The 15,416-nt window shown below is 64.6% G+C and carries 16 protein-coding genes and 1 pseudogene; 6 read left to right on the forward strand and 11 right to left on the reverse strand.

Annotated features, from left to right (window positions below; translation table 11 throughout):
* Window positions 1-522 precede the first annotated feature (522 nt).
* Both DM872_RS09425 and DM872_RS09430 read left to right on the forward strand, forming a co-directional pair.
* Window positions 523-1,179, forward strand: coding sequence for a YceH family protein (locus DM872_RS09425; RefSeq protein WP_179059236.1), 657 nt, complete (start codon window positions 523-525; stop codon window positions 1,177-1,179).
* Window positions 1,180-1,285: 106 nt separating this feature from the next.
* On the forward strand, window positions 1,286-2,416 hold the full coding sequence (locus tag DM872_RS09430) for a M14 family metallopeptidase (protein WP_179059237.1): 1,131 nt from the start codon (window positions 1,286-1,288) through the stop codon (window positions 2,414-2,416).
* 396 nt (window positions 2,417-2,812) lie between these two features.
* Here the strand turns inward: DM872_RS09430 and epsC are convergent, their stop codons facing one another.
* On the reverse strand, window positions 2,813-3,754 hold the full coding sequence (gene epsC / locus DM872_RS09435; RefSeq protein ID WP_179059238.1) for a serine O-acetyltransferase EpsC: 942 nt from the start codon (window positions 3,752-3,754) through the stop codon (window positions 2,813-2,815).
* A 91-nt stretch (window positions 3,755-3,845) separates the two neighbouring features.
* Complete coding sequence (gene rhtA, locus DM872_RS09440; RefSeq protein ID WP_179059239.1) at window positions 3,846-4,739, reverse strand: threonine/homoserine exporter RhtA; 894 nt, start codon at window positions 4,737-4,739, stop codon at window positions 3,846-3,848.
* A gap of 58 nt (window positions 4,740-4,797) precedes the next feature.
* Between rhtA and DM872_RS09445 the strand changes: the two genes are divergently transcribed.
* Window positions 4,798-5,388: a helix-turn-helix domain-containing protein gene (locus DM872_RS09445; RefSeq protein ID WP_256873344.1), complete on the forward strand. Its 591-nt coding sequence runs from the start codon at window positions 4,798-4,800 to the stop codon at window positions 5,386-5,388.
* A 240-nt stretch (window positions 5,389-5,628) separates the two neighbouring features.
* Here the strand turns inward: DM872_RS09445 and DM872_RS09450 are convergent, their stop codons facing one another.
* Window positions 5,629-5,958, reverse strand: coding sequence for a DUF5629 family protein (locus DM872_RS09450; protein WP_077524368.1), 330 nt, complete (start codon window positions 5,956-5,958; stop codon window positions 5,629-5,631).
* A 57-nt stretch (window positions 5,959-6,015) separates the two neighbouring features.
* Entirely contained in the window at window positions 6,016-7,116 is a 1,101-nt protein-coding gene (locus tag DM872_RS09455; RefSeq protein ID WP_179059241.1) for a 2OG-Fe(II) oxygenase, read from the reverse strand.
* A gap of 227 nt (window positions 7,117-7,343) precedes the next feature.
* Here DM872_RS09455 and DM872_RS30460 point away from each other — a divergent pair.
* Window positions 7,344-7,466: pseudogene (locus DM872_RS30460) on the forward strand (CorA family divalent cation transporter); the annotation flags it as partial.
* A gap of 1 nt (window position 7,467) precedes the next feature.
* Here DM872_RS30460 and DM872_RS09465 read toward each other — a convergent pair.
* The 4 genes from DM872_RS09465 to DM872_RS09480 form a co-directional block, all read right to left on the reverse strand.
* A complete protein-coding gene (locus DM872_RS09465; protein ID WP_179059243.1) occupies window positions 7,468-7,788 on the reverse strand; it encodes a hypothetical protein in 321 nt (106 codons plus the stop codon).
* A gap of 136 nt (window positions 7,789-7,924) precedes the next feature.
* The gene (locus DM872_RS09470; protein ID WP_179059244.1) at window positions 7,925-8,179 is read right to left on the reverse strand and encodes a DUF2790 domain-containing protein; all 255 of its coding nucleotides are present in this window, start codon (window positions 8,177-8,179) and stop codon (window positions 7,925-7,927) included.
* Between the two features lie 45 nt (window positions 8,180-8,224).
* Complete coding sequence (locus DM872_RS09475) at window positions 8,225-8,785, reverse strand: cytochrome b (protein WP_179059245.1); 561 nt, start codon at window positions 8,783-8,785, stop codon at window positions 8,225-8,227.
* Entirely contained in the window at window positions 8,782-9,840 is a 1,059-nt protein-coding gene (locus DM872_RS09480; RefSeq protein ID WP_179059246.1) for a catalase family peroxidase, read from the reverse strand. The genes DM872_RS09475 and DM872_RS09480 overlap by 4 nt, the downstream gene beginning before the upstream one ends.
* Window positions 9,841-9,979: 139 nt before the next feature.
* Between DM872_RS09480 and DM872_RS09485 the strand changes: the two genes are divergently transcribed.
* Entirely contained in the window at window positions 9,980-10,486 is a 507-nt protein-coding gene (locus DM872_RS09485) for a sigma-70 family RNA polymerase sigma factor (protein ID WP_179059247.1), read from the forward strand.
* The gene (locus DM872_RS09490; protein ID WP_179059248.1) at window positions 10,483-11,226 is read left to right on the forward strand and encodes an anti-sigma factor family protein; all 744 of its coding nucleotides are present in this window, start codon (window positions 10,483-10,485) and stop codon (window positions 11,224-11,226) included. Before DM872_RS09485 ends, DM872_RS09490 begins: the two co-directional genes overlap by 4 nt.
* Before the next feature lie 101 nt (window positions 11,227-11,327).
* Here the strand turns inward: DM872_RS09490 and DM872_RS09495 are convergent, their stop codons facing one another.
* From DM872_RS09495 to DM872_RS09505, 3 genes are all read right to left on the reverse strand, one after another.
* Window positions 11,328-12,551, reverse strand: coding sequence for a c-type cytochrome (locus DM872_RS09495; RefSeq protein ID WP_218649189.1), 1,224 nt, complete (start codon window positions 12,549-12,551; stop codon window positions 11,328-11,330).
* Window positions 12,552-12,852: 301 nt separating this feature from the next.
* On the reverse strand, window positions 12,853-14,253 hold the full coding sequence (gene lpdA, locus DM872_RS09500; RefSeq protein WP_179059249.1) for a dihydrolipoyl dehydrogenase: 1,401 nt from the start codon (window positions 14,251-14,253) through the stop codon (window positions 12,853-12,855).
* 148 nt (window positions 14,254-14,401) lie between these two features.
* Complete coding sequence (locus DM872_RS09505; RefSeq protein ID WP_179059250.1) at window positions 14,402-15,283, reverse strand: pseudouridine synthase; 882 nt, start codon at window positions 15,281-15,283, stop codon at window positions 14,402-14,404.
* Window positions 15,284-15,416: the final 133 nt, after the last annotated feature.

A 15,416-nucleotide genomic window follows, 5' to 3' on the forward strand; every position in this document is an offset into this window, starting at 1 on the left:
TTCAGCAACCCGCAGGGATTGCGAACGCTCGGCACCACTCTCAGCGACGCGGTGGACGTTGGTGCGATCAGCGCCACCCTCGGCAACCGAAAGGGCGAAAGCAGAGGCGGACAGGCTGGCGAAGAACAGGCTGGCGAGGATTTGCTTTTTCATTTTGGGCACCTGGGTTTTGGGGGTGGTGTTTGTCTGTGGGGCCCATGTTACTGATGTGATTTCGATGAAGAAGTGATCCTGGGTAATGGTTACCATCGACGTTAATGATAGTTATGGCGTATCCATAAAAAACAATAGGTTAGATGTTTTCATGGGGCGCAGTTACGCAGAGTGGAAAGGCTTTTTCCTGAAATTGGTATAATCGAACTATTCGATTTGATGGGATGGGTACCCTTCAAAAAGAGCGTTTACGCGGGTGATGGAGCGCTTTCGCGGAAGCACTTATTGGAAGGCGTCTGGGTGGAACGCTTTTCTCGCCAGTCGGCGGGGACTAGGCTAGTGGGCACTTTTCAGCAAACGGATAGTGCTATGTCCACCGAGATTCATGCCCAGTTCGCCGACGCTCCGCTCAATGCCATCGAGGCCCGGCTGCTCGGGAGCCTGATCGAAAAACAGGCCACAACGCCCGAGTCCTACCCGCTGACCCTCAACGCCCTGGTCCTGGCCTGCAACCAGAAGACCAGCCGCGAGCCGGTGATGAATGTCACGCCCGGACAGGCCGGGCAGTCGCTGCGCAACCTCGAGGCACGCAACCTGGTGAAGCTGGTAATGGGCAGTCGCGCCGACCGTTGGGAGCAACGCTCGGACAAGGCGCTGGAAGTGGTGCAGCCGCAGTTGATCCTCATCGGCCTGCTGCTTCTGCGGGGCCCGCAGACCCTGGGCGAGCTGCTGACCCGTAGCAATCGCATGACCGACTTTGACGATACGGAGGATGTCCGTCACCAGATCGAACGCCTGATCGCTCGCGGGCTGGCGGTGCTGATGCCGCGCCAGGGTGGACAGCGCGAGGATCGCTACATGCACCTGATGGGTGAGCCGGCCGACCTGGAGGCGCTGCTGGAGGCGCGGGCGAGCCAGCCGGAGCGGAGCGAATCGCGGGCTGCCACCGATTCCCGGATCGAGGAGCTGGAAGCGCGGGTCGCCGATCTTGAAGCGCGTCTGGCTCGCCTGGAAGATCGCGAGTGATCTTTGCGGGGTCGCCGGCTGTCTGTCGATGTCGCCCCTGCGATTTCCCCGCACGATTCGACCTGCGATCCTGTCGCAACCGTGAAACACCGCCCCTGAGGTATCCATGAAGATCAGCTCGGACTTCGACAGCGGCAACATCGAAGTAATTGACGCCAGCAACCCGCAACAGGTGCTGCTGGCCATGCGCCCGGACCTGAAGAGCCACCACTTCCAGTGGTTCCATTTCAAGGTCGACGGACTGACTCCCGGTGAGCGCCACGGCTTCAGCCTGACCAACGCCGCGCAGTCGGCCTACAGTCACGCCTGGACCGGCTACAACGCCGCTGCCTCCTACGACCAGGTTCACTGGTTCCGCGTACCTAGCAGCTTCGACGACAAGGGCCTGCACTTCGCCCTGGAGCCCACCCACGAGCAGATCTGGTTCGCCTATTTCGAGCCTTACAGCCGCGCTCGCCACGAATGGCTGATCAGCGAGGCGCTGGACAAGGCGGGGGCCGAGATCGTGGCGATCGGCAAGAGCCTCGAGGGTCGCGAGATTCCGCTGCTGCGGATCAGCCGCAACCCCGATGCCCAGCGCAAGGTCTGGATCATCGCCCAGCAGCATCCCGGCGAGCACATGGCCGAGTGGTACATCGAGGGCGTGATCGAGCGCCTGTCGAAGCAGGGCGATGCCGAGCTGGAGGCGCTGCTGGCCAAGGCCGACCTCTACCTGGTGCCGAACATGAACCCGGACGGTGCCTTCCGTGGTCACCTGCGCACCAACGCCGCCGGTAAGGACCTCAACCGCGCCTGGCAGTCGGCCAACGACACGGAAACGCCCGAGGTGTTCTTCGTCCAGCAGCAGATGCGCAAGGTGGGCGTCGACCTCTTCCTCGACATCCACGGCGACGAGGAAATCCCCCATGTGTTCACCGCCGGCTGTGAAGGCAACCCCGGCTACACGCCGCGCCTGGAGGCCCTGGAAACCGAGTTCCGCCAGCGCCTGGTCGACGTGGGTGCGGAGTTCCAGACGAAGTTCGGCTATCCCCGCGACGAGCCTGGCCAGGCCAACACCACGCTGGCCTGCAATGCAGTGGGCATGGCGTTCGACTGCCTGTCTTTCACCATCGAAATGCCGTTCAAGGACCACGACGACCACCCACACCCGCGCACGGCCTGGAACGGCGACCGTTCCAAACGGCTGGGCAAGGACGTTCTGACGGTGATCGCGGCGATGGTCGACAAGCTGCGCTGAAGCCAAAGCAAAACGGCCCCTGATGAGGCCGTTTTTTTTGGGGGATACCTTATGGGACGGGGTGCACGCCTGCCGCATCCCTCACCCCCGCCCCCGCCCTGCGCCCCGGCCTGATCGCTTCGCGATCCGGCGTTCATCGGCACTGGAAGCGGTGCTTCCAAAAGCGTGCCTCTTCACCCCAAAGGGCGAGGGGTGACTCGCGCCGGAAAGGGCGGAGCATTTCTGGGGCAACTTTATGGCCTGAGAATGTGCAGATGAGGTGAGGCAGGCACCGTCAGCCCCCTCTCCCTGAGGGAGAGGGTTGGGGTGAGGGGGACATGTGGCTGCCGAGCGCCTGGCTTACCCCTGTGGGAGCGATTTCAATCGCGAATGAATTCGTTCCCACAAGACGTTTGTTCAAACCCCGCTTTCGTTCTGCAGGTTCGCCTGGGTGATATTGCTGCGCTCCGGCACGCTGCGGGTCAGCCAGACGTTACCGCCGATGGTGGAGCCCTTGCCGATGGTGATGCGGCCGAGGATGGTGGCGCCGGCGTAGATCACCACATCGTCTTCGACGATCGGGTGGCGCGGCTGGCCCTTCTGCAGGTTGCCTTCTTCGTCCGCCGGGAAACGCTTGGCGCCCAGGGTCACGGCCTGGTAGATGCGCACCCGCTCGCCGATGATCGCCGTCTCGCCGATGACCACGCCGGTGCCGTGATCGATGAAGAAGCTCTTGCCGATCTGGGCGCCGGGATGAATGTCGATACCGGTGGCCGAGTGGGCGATCTCCGCGATCATCCGCGCCAGCAGCGGCAGGCCGGCCGTGTAGAAGTAGTGGGCGAGGCGGTGGTGGATGACCGCGTGCACGCCCGGATAGCAGATCAGTACTTCATCCACGCTGCGGGCTGCCGGGTCGCCCTGGAAGGCGGCCAGCACGTCGGTGTCCAGCAGGATCCGCAGCTTGGGCAGAGTGGCGGCGAATCCTTTGACGATCTCGATGGCCTGGCAGGCGATATCGTCGCCGCTGACGCCGTTCTGGCGCGCGGCATAGGACAGTTCACGGCGCACTTCGCCGGCCAGTGCATTGAGCACCACGTCCAGCGTATGGCCGACGTAGAAGTCCTCGCTTTCCTCGCGCAGGTCGGCCGGGCCGAGGCGCATGGGGAAGAGGGCGCCGGACAGGGCTTCGATGATCTGCCCAACGGTGACCCGCGAGGGCAACTCGCGGCCGCCGCGATCCTGCAGGCGGCCATGCTGGGTCCGCCATTGGGCGCGGGCGTCGCGCAGGTCGTTGACGATCTGGTCGAGCTGCCAGTTCACCGGCTGGCAGCCGGTGGCGACATAGGGAAGTCTGTTCATTTAGGTACCTGTAAGGCGCGGTCCGGATCGCTATAGCCTGCGGAGAATCACCCGTTCTCCGCAAGAGGATATTGAGCGGAAATGCCCGTGCTCAGTCGGCGGGTACCAGTGGCTGTGGTTGCGGGCGCGGGGCTGCAGTGACGGTGCAGCCAACGGACGCGAGAATGATGCAGAGGATCGCCAGCCATTGCAGCAGTGAGAGCTGCTCGCCGAGGAAGAGCAGCCCCGAAAGTGCGCCAAAGGCCGGTTCGATGCTCATCAGGGTGCCGAAAGTCTGTGCGGGCAGGCGCGTGAGGGCGACCATCTCCAGCGTGTAGGGAATGGCGGTGGAGAGCAGCGCGACGGCCAGTGCCACGGGCAACAGTTCCGGGCGCAAGAGTTCGGTGCCGGCATGGGCGATGCCGATTGGCGCGACGAAGAGGGCAGCTACCATGACCCCCAGCGCAGCGCCCTGCATGCCGTGGTCATTACCCGCCCGAGCGCCGTAGATGATGTAGAGCGCCCAGCAGACGCCCGCACCAAGCGCGTAGGCCATGCCGGCCAGGTCCAGGTGGCCTTCGCTCTTGCCCAGTGGCAGGAGCAGCCAGAGGCCCACGACCGCCAGGCCGATCCAAATGAAGTCGATCGCCCGGCGCGAGGCGAACAGCGCCACCGCCAACGGGCCGGTGAACTCCAGGGCGACGGCGATACCCAGCGGAATGGTGCGCAGGGACATGTAGAACAGCAGGTTCATGCCGCCCAGGGCGAGGCCGTACATGATCAGTGGCAGCAGCGAGTCCTTGCTGATGCGCGCGCGCCACGGGCGCAGGATGAGCATGAGGATGATCGCCGCGAATATCAGGCGCAGCGCGGTGGTGCCCTGGGCGCCGATGATCGGGAATAGTGACTTGGCCAGGGAGGCACCGCTCTGGATCGAGGCCATGGCCACCATGAGGACAGCAACAGGGAGCAGGGTGGAAGCAAGGCGACGCGACAGCGAAGACATGGAGGCAAATCCGGCAAGACGGTGGGGGTGGCGTGTTTGACTGGTTATGTGCAACATAATGCGCAAAAGCCAGGGTGTGAGCAATATGTTGCCCAAATCAGATGAACGCCCCAATGTCCTCGAACATGTCTCTGAAAACGTTCGCCGCCTGCGTCGCGCGGCGGGGCTGAGCCAGGAGGCCCTGGCCAGTGCCGCGGGTGTCAGCCGGCGGATGCTGGTGGGCATCGAAGGCGGCGATGTGAATGTCAGCCTGGCCACTCTGGATCGCATTGCCGCCGCCCTTGGCGTGCTGTTTCCCGACCTGGTGCAGCAGCCGGACCGCCCTGACCGGTCGCGCATCAACGCGGTCGCCTGGGTCGGCTCCAAGCCGGGCAGTCGCGCGACCTTGCTGGCCAGTTCGGCGACGCGCCATGAGGTCGAACTCTGGAGCTGGTCGCTGGCACCCGGCGAGCGCTACACGGCGGAGCCGGATGCCGAGGGCTGGCGGGAGATGATCTACGTGATCGAAGGCAATCTGACCGTATTGCACAGTGGCGAGACGCATCAGGTGGCGGCCGGAGACTTCCTGGTTTTCGGTAGCGACCAGGCCTACATCTATGCCAACGAAGGCGAGCAACTGGTGCGCTTCGTGCGCAATGTCCTCACCTGAACGGGCCTGGTCTGCCGGGGGACGACTCTGTCGTCCTTGGCGAATGAATTCGCCCCTACAGGAGAAGCGCACCTGATTGGCAGCTCAGCCCGTCGGGTATTGCCTTGTGGGGGCGATTTCAATCGCTGAGCGGACCGCAGGTTCGCCCAGTCCACTGGCCGGGAGATCGCTGCACCATCCTTAGCAAATGAGTTCGTCCCTACAAAAGCCCACAGCAGAGTCGGGTATTGCGTTGGCGGCTCACTCCTGCTCGTCTTCATCCTCGGCATCGCCGCCGACGGCATCCAGGCATAGCAGCGCGTGTTCGCCTTCGGCTCCGGCGAGTTTCCAGCAGCCGCTCGCACTGTCGAAGCGCGCGGCTTGCACGGCCGCCTGGGTGAAGCGCCATTCACGGCGGGTGCGCCCGTCCATGCAGGCGATCCGCAGCAACTGGGCTTCGGGCTCGCCGGGCTGGCCGCCTTCCAGTGCTTCCACCAGCGCTTCGTCCAGATCGAACTCCCAGGCATGCAGGTCGTCGATCAGCAGCATGTCGGCGGCCAGCAGGGCATCCAGCAGGTTTTCATGAGTCATCGGGGGTTCATCCTTCATCAATCGCGGCGGGGGCGGAATGATAAAGCAGGAGCCCGATCACTGCTCGGCCTGACCGGCCAGGTAGTGCTGGTTTTCTTCGCGAATGCGCCGCGCCTCCTCATCATAGAGGAAGGGCAGGAACATGTAGCGACGCCCCTGCGTGACAGGCCTGGCTTCGTGCAGCAGCGAGCAGGAAAACACCACGGCGCCGCCCGTGGGGGCGCTGTAGAGGCTGCGGCCGAATTCCGGGAAGCGCAGCTGGCCACCTTCGTACTCGCCGTTGTTGAGGAACAGTGAGACGGCGAAGCGACGGTGGGCGGTGCCCTTGGTGGTGTTGTCGCGGTGGGGGCGGAAGTGGCCGCCTTCCTCGGCGTCGTAGCAGGCCACCAGGTAGCGCTCCATGCGCGTGGCATGGAACTGGAAGGCTTTCTGCAGTTCCGGGACGAGCCGCGTGGTGATGCGGTGCATGCAGGTCTGGCGCAGTTGCTCGTCTTCCAGCGCGCAGTCGCGGCGACGCTTGTGCTCGTGCTTGAGGACTTCGACTGTCATGCCGTCGCGCTCGACCATGTAGCCCGATTCGGTGCCACCCTGGCGCTCGTAGTAGTCGATCAGCGTCTGGCACAACGCGGGTTCGAAGATGCGTGGAATCACCAGCACTGGCGCCTGGGGTTGGGCGATGGCTGGCGCGGAGATGGGGTCCTGCGCCTTTAGCAGCGCCAGGACGGCATCGAGATGGCCTTCGCCGCCGGTGGCGACTGGCAGCGCTGCGATCACCCGCAGGCGCGGGTCCAGCACATAGGTCGTCTGGCGAATGGCGCCGTTCTCCCGCTGGACGCCGTAGAGATTGCAGATGGTGCGATCGATGTCCCAGAAAAAGCGAATGCCCGGCAGGAAGTCGCGGATGCGTTGTTGTTCGCGGTCGCGCGGGTCGGCGATGACGCCAAAGAAGCTCGCCTGTTCGTCGTTGAAATGCTCGCGGCGGGCGAGCAGGTCGGTGAGCACCCGTGCCGCCGTCGGGTCCGATGTCGAGCCGAGAAAGCTCAGGACGATGTAGCGCCCGGCGGCAGTGTCGAAAGTGAAGCGCTCGCGGCTGGGGGTGCTGCTGGTGAACCAGGGCACCGCTTCGCCCGGCCCCACGGGTGAGTTGTGCTGGGTCATGGTTGCCTCCTTTGCCCTGGTCTCAACCTAGCCCAGGTGCGCGGCGCGTGCCTCCCGGTCCGCCAGACGCGTCTTCGCAGGGCATGACCGGTGCTTTACTCATTGCCAGACGTCCAAGAAGCCAACGGATGATCCACTTCTACGCGCAGGATGCCGGCGTCCTGCACGCCACCACGCGCCGCTGCGGCGAGGCCATTACGCCCGGCACGTTGTGGATCGACCTGATGGACATGAACTTCCGGGCCATGCCGGAACTGGACTGGGCGTTCGGCTATCCGGTGGCGCTGGGCCTGATGGCGGTTTCGGCGATCCTGCCTTATGCCTGGTTCAAGTGGAAAGGCTGGTTCTGAATCAGGGCTTGCGGGCGTCCAGCAGGGCGTCGGCTTCGGCGATATGGGCCTTGCGCGACTTGCGTTCGAACAGGCACAGCTCGCGACCACGCTGGTTCTTCATGTGGGGTTGCGGGTAGCGGCCCTCCAGCACCAGGGCAGTCAGTCCAAGACGATCATCGAAGAGCACCGGTTGGCCGGCGGGGCGGACGTCCTTCAGGCTACTGACGGCCTTGCAGGCACTGAGCAGGCGGGCATCGTGCTCCTTCCAGGCCTGGTCGCTGGAGGCGAAGGCCTGGGAGCCAAGGAGGGTGGCCAGCAGTAACAGCAGCGGGTTTTTCAAGGGACGGCCTCGGGCGCGGGTTGGCGATCTGCTATGGACCGCCGGCGCGCGCCCGGGTTTCGTAGGCTGGCCCTGAGCCGGCGAAGCCCGACCATGTGCTTTCGGGCTTCGTCGCGTTCAGTTCAACCTCTGCTCCTCAGTAGTCGTTCTTGCAGCCGGTACCCCAGACCAGATACTCGAGGGTCTTCGTCTGCATCTGGCTGTCTTCGTAGGTCATGCGTGCTGGCCCGATGCCGCAGAAGGTCGACAGGTCGGTCATTTCCAGTACACGGGCGATATCCAGGTGCACGCCGTACTCGTATTGGGTAACCGGCGGCCCGTTCTCCGTGCTGGCGGCAAGGGCGACGGTGGAAGCAAGACTGAGGCTCAAGGCGACTACAAGGGTTTTCATGGCGGATTCTCCTGCTGGAGAGGGGATTTGCGGGTAGTCCCGCGTCTACTGACCATCGGGCATCGGACGGATGCCGCTGCCGGTGGTCATGCTCGAGAGCACGCCATCCCTGCGGATGAGCGCGTGGTAGAGGGCCGCCGCCAGGTGCGCCAGGATGCTGATGAACAGCAGGTACGCCAGTACAGTGTGGGCCAGGCGCAGCAAGGCATAGAGCTGAGCGTCCTGCGAGACGATGGGCGGCAGTAGCAGGGAGTCGTGGAGCGCCAGCGGATAACCACCGGCCGATTGCATGGCCCAACCCACCAGGGGCAACGCGAGCATCAGGGCATAGAGCAGCAGGTGCGACAGCTTGGCGACTTTCTGCTGCCAACTGGGCATGTCGGCGGGCAGAGTCGGTACAGGGCGAGCAAGACGCACCGCCAGGCGAATCAGCACCAGTACCAGTAGCGCCAGTCCCAAGGGTTTGTGTACGGCAATCAGGACGCTGTGACGGGGCGACAGGTCGCCCACCATGCTGACCCCGATGAACAGCATGGCCAGCAGCAGAATTGCCATCAGCCAATGCAGTACGCGCAGCAGCGGGTTGAAATGGGTAGGCGCGCTCATGGCTGGGCTCCTTGCTCGGGGTGTGGCGCACCTTCGCGGGTGCGGCGGTTGTAGGACACGGCATAGGCAGCCGAGCGGGCGGCGAGAATCGGGTCGTCCGAGGCCTGAATGCCGTCGGGCAAGACCAGCGGGTCGTAGTTGATGTCGCGGCAGGCGCCGTTGGCCTGAGGTTCGGCGCTCTCCACTACCAGGGTTCCGGCATCCACCTGGCGGCGGCCGGCCGGCCATTCACGGGTGGCGTCAGCGGTGGGGTCGCCGGGGTTGGCCAGGGTCAGCACCAGGTGCCAGCGCAGCGGTCCTTTGGCGAGGCGCTGTTGCAGGTCATGGCTGAGAAACTCCGGGTCGTTGCCGGCTTGTCCAATTGGCTCGAAGGGCGTCTCCGGCTGTACCGACCAGCGCACGAATTGCGCATTGCCGGCGGCATCCAGCAAGCGGAAGGCATTGACGCCGTTGTAGGTGACGTTGGCGAAGCTGTTGCTGGGCTTCGCGGTCTGGGCCCATTGGCGGAAGGCTGCGCTTTCCGGGTGGGCGGCGAAGAATGCCTGCATCTTTGCCGGGTCCGGCTTGCCGGTGGCGGGATCGGGGCGCGAGGCCAGTACCTGTTCGTAGAACGCCTCCGGGGTCGCCACCGGCAGCACTGGAAAACTGTTCATGCCGGTGCGCCACTGCTCGCCGCCAGGCAGTTGGAACAGCAGGGCCATGCTGCGCACTGGAACGCCAGCGTCTGGCGAGTGGGGGTTGCTGCCGCCAATGGCGAAGCGACCGATCACCGGCACGGTGCCGGGTGCAAACACGCTGGCGCGGGACAGGCTTGCGGCCTGGCCGCTGCTTTCGAAACGGCCGGCGATGCAGATGCCCTTCGCATGGTTCTTGCGATAGCCGGGAAACTTCCCGGCATTGGTTTCGAAGGCGTCGATGATCTGCTGCGGCGTTACGCGCTCGCCGCCAAACCAGCCGGCGGCATAGGCGAAGCCAGCAGCCAGACCGCCGACGGCCAGACCGATCACGGCCAGCCGTGCCGCCAGGTCGAACCCCTTGGGTGTTGCGTTGCTCATGCGATACTCCCGGGCCACATGCCCTTGTCCATGAGCCGGTATGACGCAGGCCGAAGACCTTTATTCCCGGCCGGGAATAATTTCCCGCTTCGCGCGTCTTCCCCTCGCACCCTTGGCAAGAGCAACACACGAACTGGCTATGAACATGATCGAAGACGCGGAACTGCGAGAGTTGTTACAGCGCCTGCGGCGCTTTGCGCTGTGGCTGACGCGCAATGCCAGCAGCGCCGACGACCTGGTCCAGGGGACCCTGGAGCGAGCGCTTTCCCGCTGGAGCAGCAAGGGCGACGGCGACCTGCGCGCCTGGCTGTTCTCCATCCTCTATCGGCAGTTCCTCGACGGCCAGCGCCGCGCCCGTCGCCATGCGCGACTGCTGGAGTTCTTCGGCGCGCGTAGCGAAGAGGCACCGTCCACGGAGGACCTGGTGGTCAACCAGGCCACGCTGGAGGCCTTTGGCCGACTACCCACGGAGCAGCGTGCGCTGTTGCTGCTGGTGAGCGTCGAAGGGCTCAGCTACAAGGAAGCCGCCGAGGCCCTCGGGATTCCCATCGGCACCGTGATGTCCAGGCTGTCCCGCGCGCGCAAGGCGCTGCGCGTACTGGCCGAGGGCGAGATGTCCAACCCTCAGCTGCGGGTACTCAAATGAACGCATTCCATCCCGGTGAAGACGACCTGCACGCCTATCTCGACGGCCAGCTCGACGCTGAACAACGCCAGGCCGTGGAGGCTTATCTGGCAGCCAACCCCGAGGCGGCGGCGCAAGTGGAGGCCTGGCGCCGCGATGCGCAGGCGCTACGGGCGGCCCTCGCCAGTCCGGGGTTGGCACCCAACCCGCGCCTCGACCCACAGGCGATACGCCGCACCATGCAAGCGCGCAAGCAACGACGCCTGGCCCTGGCCGCCTCCTTCGTACTGGCCCTGGGTGCCGGCGGCATTGGCGGTTGGCAGGCGCGGGACATGAGTCTCGTGGCGGCGAACCCGCCGATGCAGGACGCGCTGCAAGCCCACCGGCTGTTCTCGGCGAACCCTGTCGTCGATATCCAGGCGACCCGCCCCGGTGAACTCCAGGCCTGGCTGGACCAGCGCTTCAGCCACGCCGCTCGCATTCCCGACCTCAGCCCCTATGGCTTTACGCCGGTCGGCGGGCGCTGGTTGGTGACGGAGCAGGGGGCCGCCGCCTTGTTGCTGTTCGAGGACGGACAGGGACAACGGGTCAGCCTCTACCTGCGAGCGCCGGGCTCGCTCTACCCGAGCATGAAGAAAGGCCAGCGCAGCGACGGCGGGCTCGAGGCGCGGTACTGGTCAAGGAATGGCTACAACTACGCGCTGGTAAGCCAGGAAGGGGACCCGCGCGGCGACGAGCTGGGCAGGGCGCTGTCGTTCTGAACGCATGTCGGTCCAGGAGCCTTGCAGGAGCTAGCTTGCTAGCGAAAAAGAGCCATTCGCTGGCAAGCCAGCTTTTACGGGTAATGCAGCTTCTCGCGACGTCACAGCGACTTCAGGTACTCCGCGATGTCTTCGATATCCGCCTGGCTCAATCCGAGCGACTTCCTGGTGTTGTAGGTCGATACCACGGCTTCCAGGGTCGGGGCGGTGCCGTTGTGAAAATACGGCGGATGTTGCCAGGCGCCTCGTAATGGCGAGGTTCGATACTGCTTGGTCGCGCTACGCGAGGCATAGCTGGGAGCGCCGTTGGGTTCGGGCTCGCTGACCACTTCAGCCGGGGCATGCAGGCGAGTATTGGCGTCGGTGAACGTGGGCCCGCTGTGGCAGGTGGCGCAGCGGGCGGTGCCGTCGAACAGGACCTTGCCGTGTTGCGCGGCCTTGGCATCGAAGCTGCCTGCGCGGGGCCGTGGCGCTACCAGAGACAGCTGATACGCCTGCAGGGCCGGCAGCTTGCTGCTGATCAGGTCATCACTGCCATTGGTGACGCTGACCCCCGTGCGCGGTTCCGTGAACGTGCCATGCCCGCCCATCTGGGTAACCCCGACATAGCGGTTCCAATAGGCGATCTCGTCGCCATCGCCGGTGAAGGTCACCCGGTTGATGCCCGCCAGACCATAGGCGGGAGGGATCACCACTGGCCCGTTGCGGCCATCCTGGTTGTAGCGTGGATCGTATTTGCCTTTGCCCCACGACTTGTAGACGGCTTTCTGCTCCGCGGTCAGCGCGGGCGACATTGCAATGATGGCGCCCGCATCGAGGTCGCGATTAGGCCAGCCGTCGAGCCGGTGGCCGATGCCGGGGAGCAAGGCGTTGTCGACGGTGGAATGGCACAGCGCGCAGGTCACCCCAAGGGTCTTGATGCGGCCTTGCTCGTCGAAGGTTGCCTTTAATCCGACTACGGCGTCCTGCCGCAGTAATTCGCGTGTGCCGCTGGCGAACAACGGGTTTTTCAGCACGAACTTGGTGAAATCCAGCTTGTCGAGGTCCACCTTCAGTCCCAGCGCCAAGGCTTCCACTGGCTGGATCTCATTGTCGACGATCTCGTGAAGTCGCAACGTGTCCGTCCAGTACGTCTCGTTGCCGAAGGTGTCGAAGCGGAAGATCTGCTTGCCGGCATCGATGGTTGCGGGATCGTTCACCGCTGCATCCGCCGCCGTGGCTTCGCTGTCAGCGGTCCCCGAGTCCGAATCCGTGCTGCTGCCGGTGCCGCAGCCAACCAGGGCGAGCAATGCCCACATGCACGAGCAAGGCAGAATCTTCTTCATCTATGTCCTCCCGGGCGCGTCACTCAATAGCCGTGGCGGCCCCTGCAGCTGGCGCTATCTGCTTCCGGTCGGGAGCGGTGCCTTGCGGCAAGCGCTTCATTAGGTTGGAGGAGGGCCTGACCGGATGAGTTCGACATTTTGCTGAGCCGCTGCACCGAGCATCTACTGCTTCGTGTGCAGACTGCGTTGCGGCTTGGGGAGGAGGATTGGAGGAGGGTATCAGCGGGAGACGGTGCCGTAGGATGGGACGCGAACCCCCTGTGCGCGGGCTCGGCCCATCCTCCGAGGGTGGAGCGTGGAGTCAGGCTTGCATCGCCGCGCCGTGCACATCCATCGCGGCCTGGCGCAGGGCTTCGGAGCGGGTCGGGTGTGGGTGGCAGGTGAGGGCGATGTCTTCGGCCGATGCGGAGAACTCCATGGCCACGCAGTACTCGCCGATCATTTCGCTGACGCTCGGGCCGACCATGTGCACGCCCAGCACTTCGTCGGTGCGCTCGTCCGCGAGGACCTTCACGAAGCCTTCGGTCTCATGGTTGATCTTGGCCCGGCTGTTGGCGGTGAAGGGGAACTTGCCGACACGGTAGGCACGTCCTTCGGCCTTCAGCTGTTCTTCACTCTTGCCCACGCTGGCCACTTCCGGGCGGGTGTAGATCACGCTGGGAATGAGGTTGTAGTTCACCTCGGCAGCCTGTCCGGCAATGCGCTCGATGCAAACGATGCCTTCGTCTTCGGCCTTGTGCGCGAGCATCACGCCGGAAGTGACGTCACCGATGACCCAGACGCCCGGAGCGCTGGTCTTGTGGCCCTCGTTGGCGAGGACGCCGCGGTTGTCGGTGGCCAGGCCCACGGTTTCCAGGCCGACTCCCTCGGTGTAGGGGCGGCGGCCGATGGCGACCAGCACGTAGTCGGCCTTGAGGGTTTCTGCGAGGCCCCCGGCAGCGGGCTCGATGGCGAGCTCGACGCCTCCCTTGTCCGATTTGGCGCTGGTGACCTTGGAGCTGAGCTTGAAGGTCATGCCCTGCTTGGTCAGGGAGCGTTGCAGGGTCTTGGCGGTTTCCTCATCCAGGCCGGGGCAGATGCGACCCAGGTATTCCACCACCGTCACCTGGGCGCCGAGGCGCCGCCAGACGGAGCCCAGTTCCAGGCCGATCACGCCGGCACCGATCACCACCAAGTGCTTGGGAACCTCCGGTAGCGACAGGGCGCCCGTGGAGTCGAGGATGCGCTTGTTATCGATGGCCACGCCCGGCAGGGGACTCGGCACCGAGCCAGTGGCGACGACGATGTTGCGGGCCTCAAGGGTTTTCTGCTTGCCGTCTGCCGCGGTCACCATGACCTTGCCCGCGCCGTCGATACGGCCCCAACCCTTGATCCACTCGACCTTGTTCTTGCGGAACAGGAACTCGATGCCCTTGGTCAGCGCAGCCACGCTCTCGGCCTTCTGCTTCATCATCTGCGCGAGGTCCAGCTTGGGTTCGACCTGGATTCCCAGGGTGGCGAACTCCTTGCCGGAGGCGGCTTCATACAGCTCGGAGGCGTGCAGCAGGGCCTTGGACGGCATACAGCCGACGTTCAGGCACGTACCGCCCAGGGTTTCCCGGCCCTCGACACAGGCCACCTTCATGCCCAGCTGCCCGGCCTTGATCGCCGCGTTGTAGCCACCCGGGCCGCCGCCTATCACCACCACGTCGTATGCACTCATGGATTCACCTCGGTCAGGAATTCAAAAGGGGAAAGCAGAAGACTAGTGGACATCGGGCAGCCTTCCAGCCCGGCAATATCCTGCTTGAATTACGATCGTAATATTATTCCTGGCCAATTGGCCGTCAAGCGCGGTCGGAACGGTTTCGTTACCAGTCCAGACGCAGACGACTCTCGAAATAGCGCGATTCGCCGCTGATGGGGTCGTCGAAGACGAGGCTGCGGGCCAGCAGCTTGAGGGGGCGCTGGTAGTCGTCCGCGCCGCCCTTGTCGGTCAGCTCGGGATAGAAGCCGTCGTTGCAGATCGGCGCACCGAGGGCGGCCAAATGGACGCGCAGCTGGTGCTGCTTGCCGGTGATGGGGGAAAGGTCGTAACGCCAGAGGTCGCCATTCTTCTCCAGCACGTCGAGGCGTGTGCGGGTGTTCGGCTCGCCTTCCATTTCCTGCATGCGGAAGAACGGCTCGCCCTTGCCGAGGCGGGTCTCCCGCAGGAGTGGAAACTCCAGTCCGGGCAGGGCCGGCGCGATGGCTTCGTAACGTTTGTGGATTTCGCGGTCGCGGAACAACGCGTGGTAAATATTGCGGCTGGCCGGGTTGGCGGAGAACAGCACCAGGCCGGCGGTATGGCGGTCGATGCGGTGCAGGGGCACCAGGTGGGGATTGCCCAGGCGCCGCGTAAGGCGAGCCTGCAGGGTTTCCTCGACGTACTCGCCAGCGGGCATTACCGGCAGGAAGTGCGGCTTGTCGGCTACCACCAGGTGCTCATCGACGTGCAGCACCGTTTCCTCGAAGGGAATGGTCCTCTCGTTCTTCACCTCGCGGTAGTAGTGCACCCGCAGCGCCACCTGGTAGGGATGCGCCGGGGCGAGCCGGTTGCCGTCGCCGTCCGTCACCTTGCCGCTCTCCATGCGCTCCACCCAGATCTCGCGGGCGATGGCGGGAAAGCGTTCGCAGAGGCAGTCCAGCACGGTGCTCCAGTCGCCCTGGGGCAGGTGGAGGACACTGGGGCGGATGCTCGGGTGATGGGACATGGAGTGTTTCGGCGCGTTTCAGGGGCCGGGCATTAGGCCGCACATGACTGACCGGAGTCAAAGGCAGAGGATAGAATGCACCCGCCGTGCGCCGGCGGGCAGGAGCCCTGCCGCATTGGACGTTTCCATTGCA

The organism is Pseudomonas taiwanensis, from assembly GCF_013393345.1.
Taxonomy (GTDB): domain Bacteria; phylum Pseudomonadota; class Gammaproteobacteria; order Pseudomonadales; family Pseudomonadaceae; genus Metapseudomonas; species Metapseudomonas resinovorans_C.

Coding starts and splice junctions, on each gene's coding strand:
- DM872_RS09495 (WP_218649189.1), bottom strand. CDS start 12,551: ATGAAGAAGATTCTGCCTTGCTCGTGCATGTGGGCATTGCTCGCCCTG.
- rhtA (WP_179059239.1), bottom strand. CDS start 4,739: ATGTCTTCGCTGTCGCGTCGCCTTGCTTCCACCCTGCTCCCTGTTGCT.
- DM872_RS09475 (WP_179059245.1), bottom strand. CDS start 8,785: ATGAGCGCGCCTACCCATTTCAACCCGCTGCTGCGCGTACTGCATTGG.
- DM872_RS09445 (WP_256873344.1), top strand. CDS start 4,798: ATGCGCAAAAGCCAGGGTGTGAGCAATATGTTGCCCAAATCAGATGAA.
- DM872_RS09480 (WP_179059246.1), bottom strand. CDS start 9,840: ATGAGCAACGCAACACCCAAGGGGTTCGACCTGGCGGCACGGCTGGCC.
- DM872_RS09490 (WP_179059248.1), top strand. CDS start 10,483: ATGAACGCATTCCATCCCGGTGAAGACGACCTGCACGCCTATCTCGAC.
- DM872_RS09485 (WP_179059247.1), top strand. CDS start 9,980: ATGAACATGATCGAAGACGCGGAACTGCGAGAGTTGTTACAGCGCCTG.
- DM872_RS09425 (WP_179059236.1), top strand. CDS start 523: ATGTCCACCGAGATTCATGCCCAGTTCGCCGACGCTCCGCTCAATGCC.
- DM872_RS09455 (WP_179059241.1), bottom strand. CDS start 7,116: ATGACCCAGCACAACTCACCCGTGGGGCCGGGCGAAGCGGTGCCCTGG.
- DM872_RS09450 (WP_077524368.1), bottom strand. CDS start 5,958: ATGACTCATGAAAACCTGCTGGATGCCCTGCTGGCCGCCGACATGCTG.
- DM872_RS09470 (WP_179059244.1), bottom strand. CDS start 8,179: ATGAAAACCCTTGTAGTCGCCTTGAGCCTCAGTCTTGCTTCCACCGTC.
- lpdA (WP_179059249.1), bottom strand. CDS start 14,253: ATGAGTGCATACGACGTGGTGGTGATAGGCGGCGGCCCGGGTGGCTAC.
- DM872_RS09430 (WP_179059237.1), top strand. CDS start 1,286: ATGAAGATCAGCTCGGACTTCGACAGCGGCAACATCGAAGTAATTGAC.
- DM872_RS09505 (WP_179059250.1), bottom strand. CDS start 15,283: ATGTCCCATCACCCGAGCATCCGCCCCAGTGTCCTCCACCTGCCCCAG.
- epsC (WP_179059238.1), bottom strand. CDS start 3,754: ATGAACAGACTTCCCTATGTCGCCACCGGCTGCCAGCCGGTGAACTGG.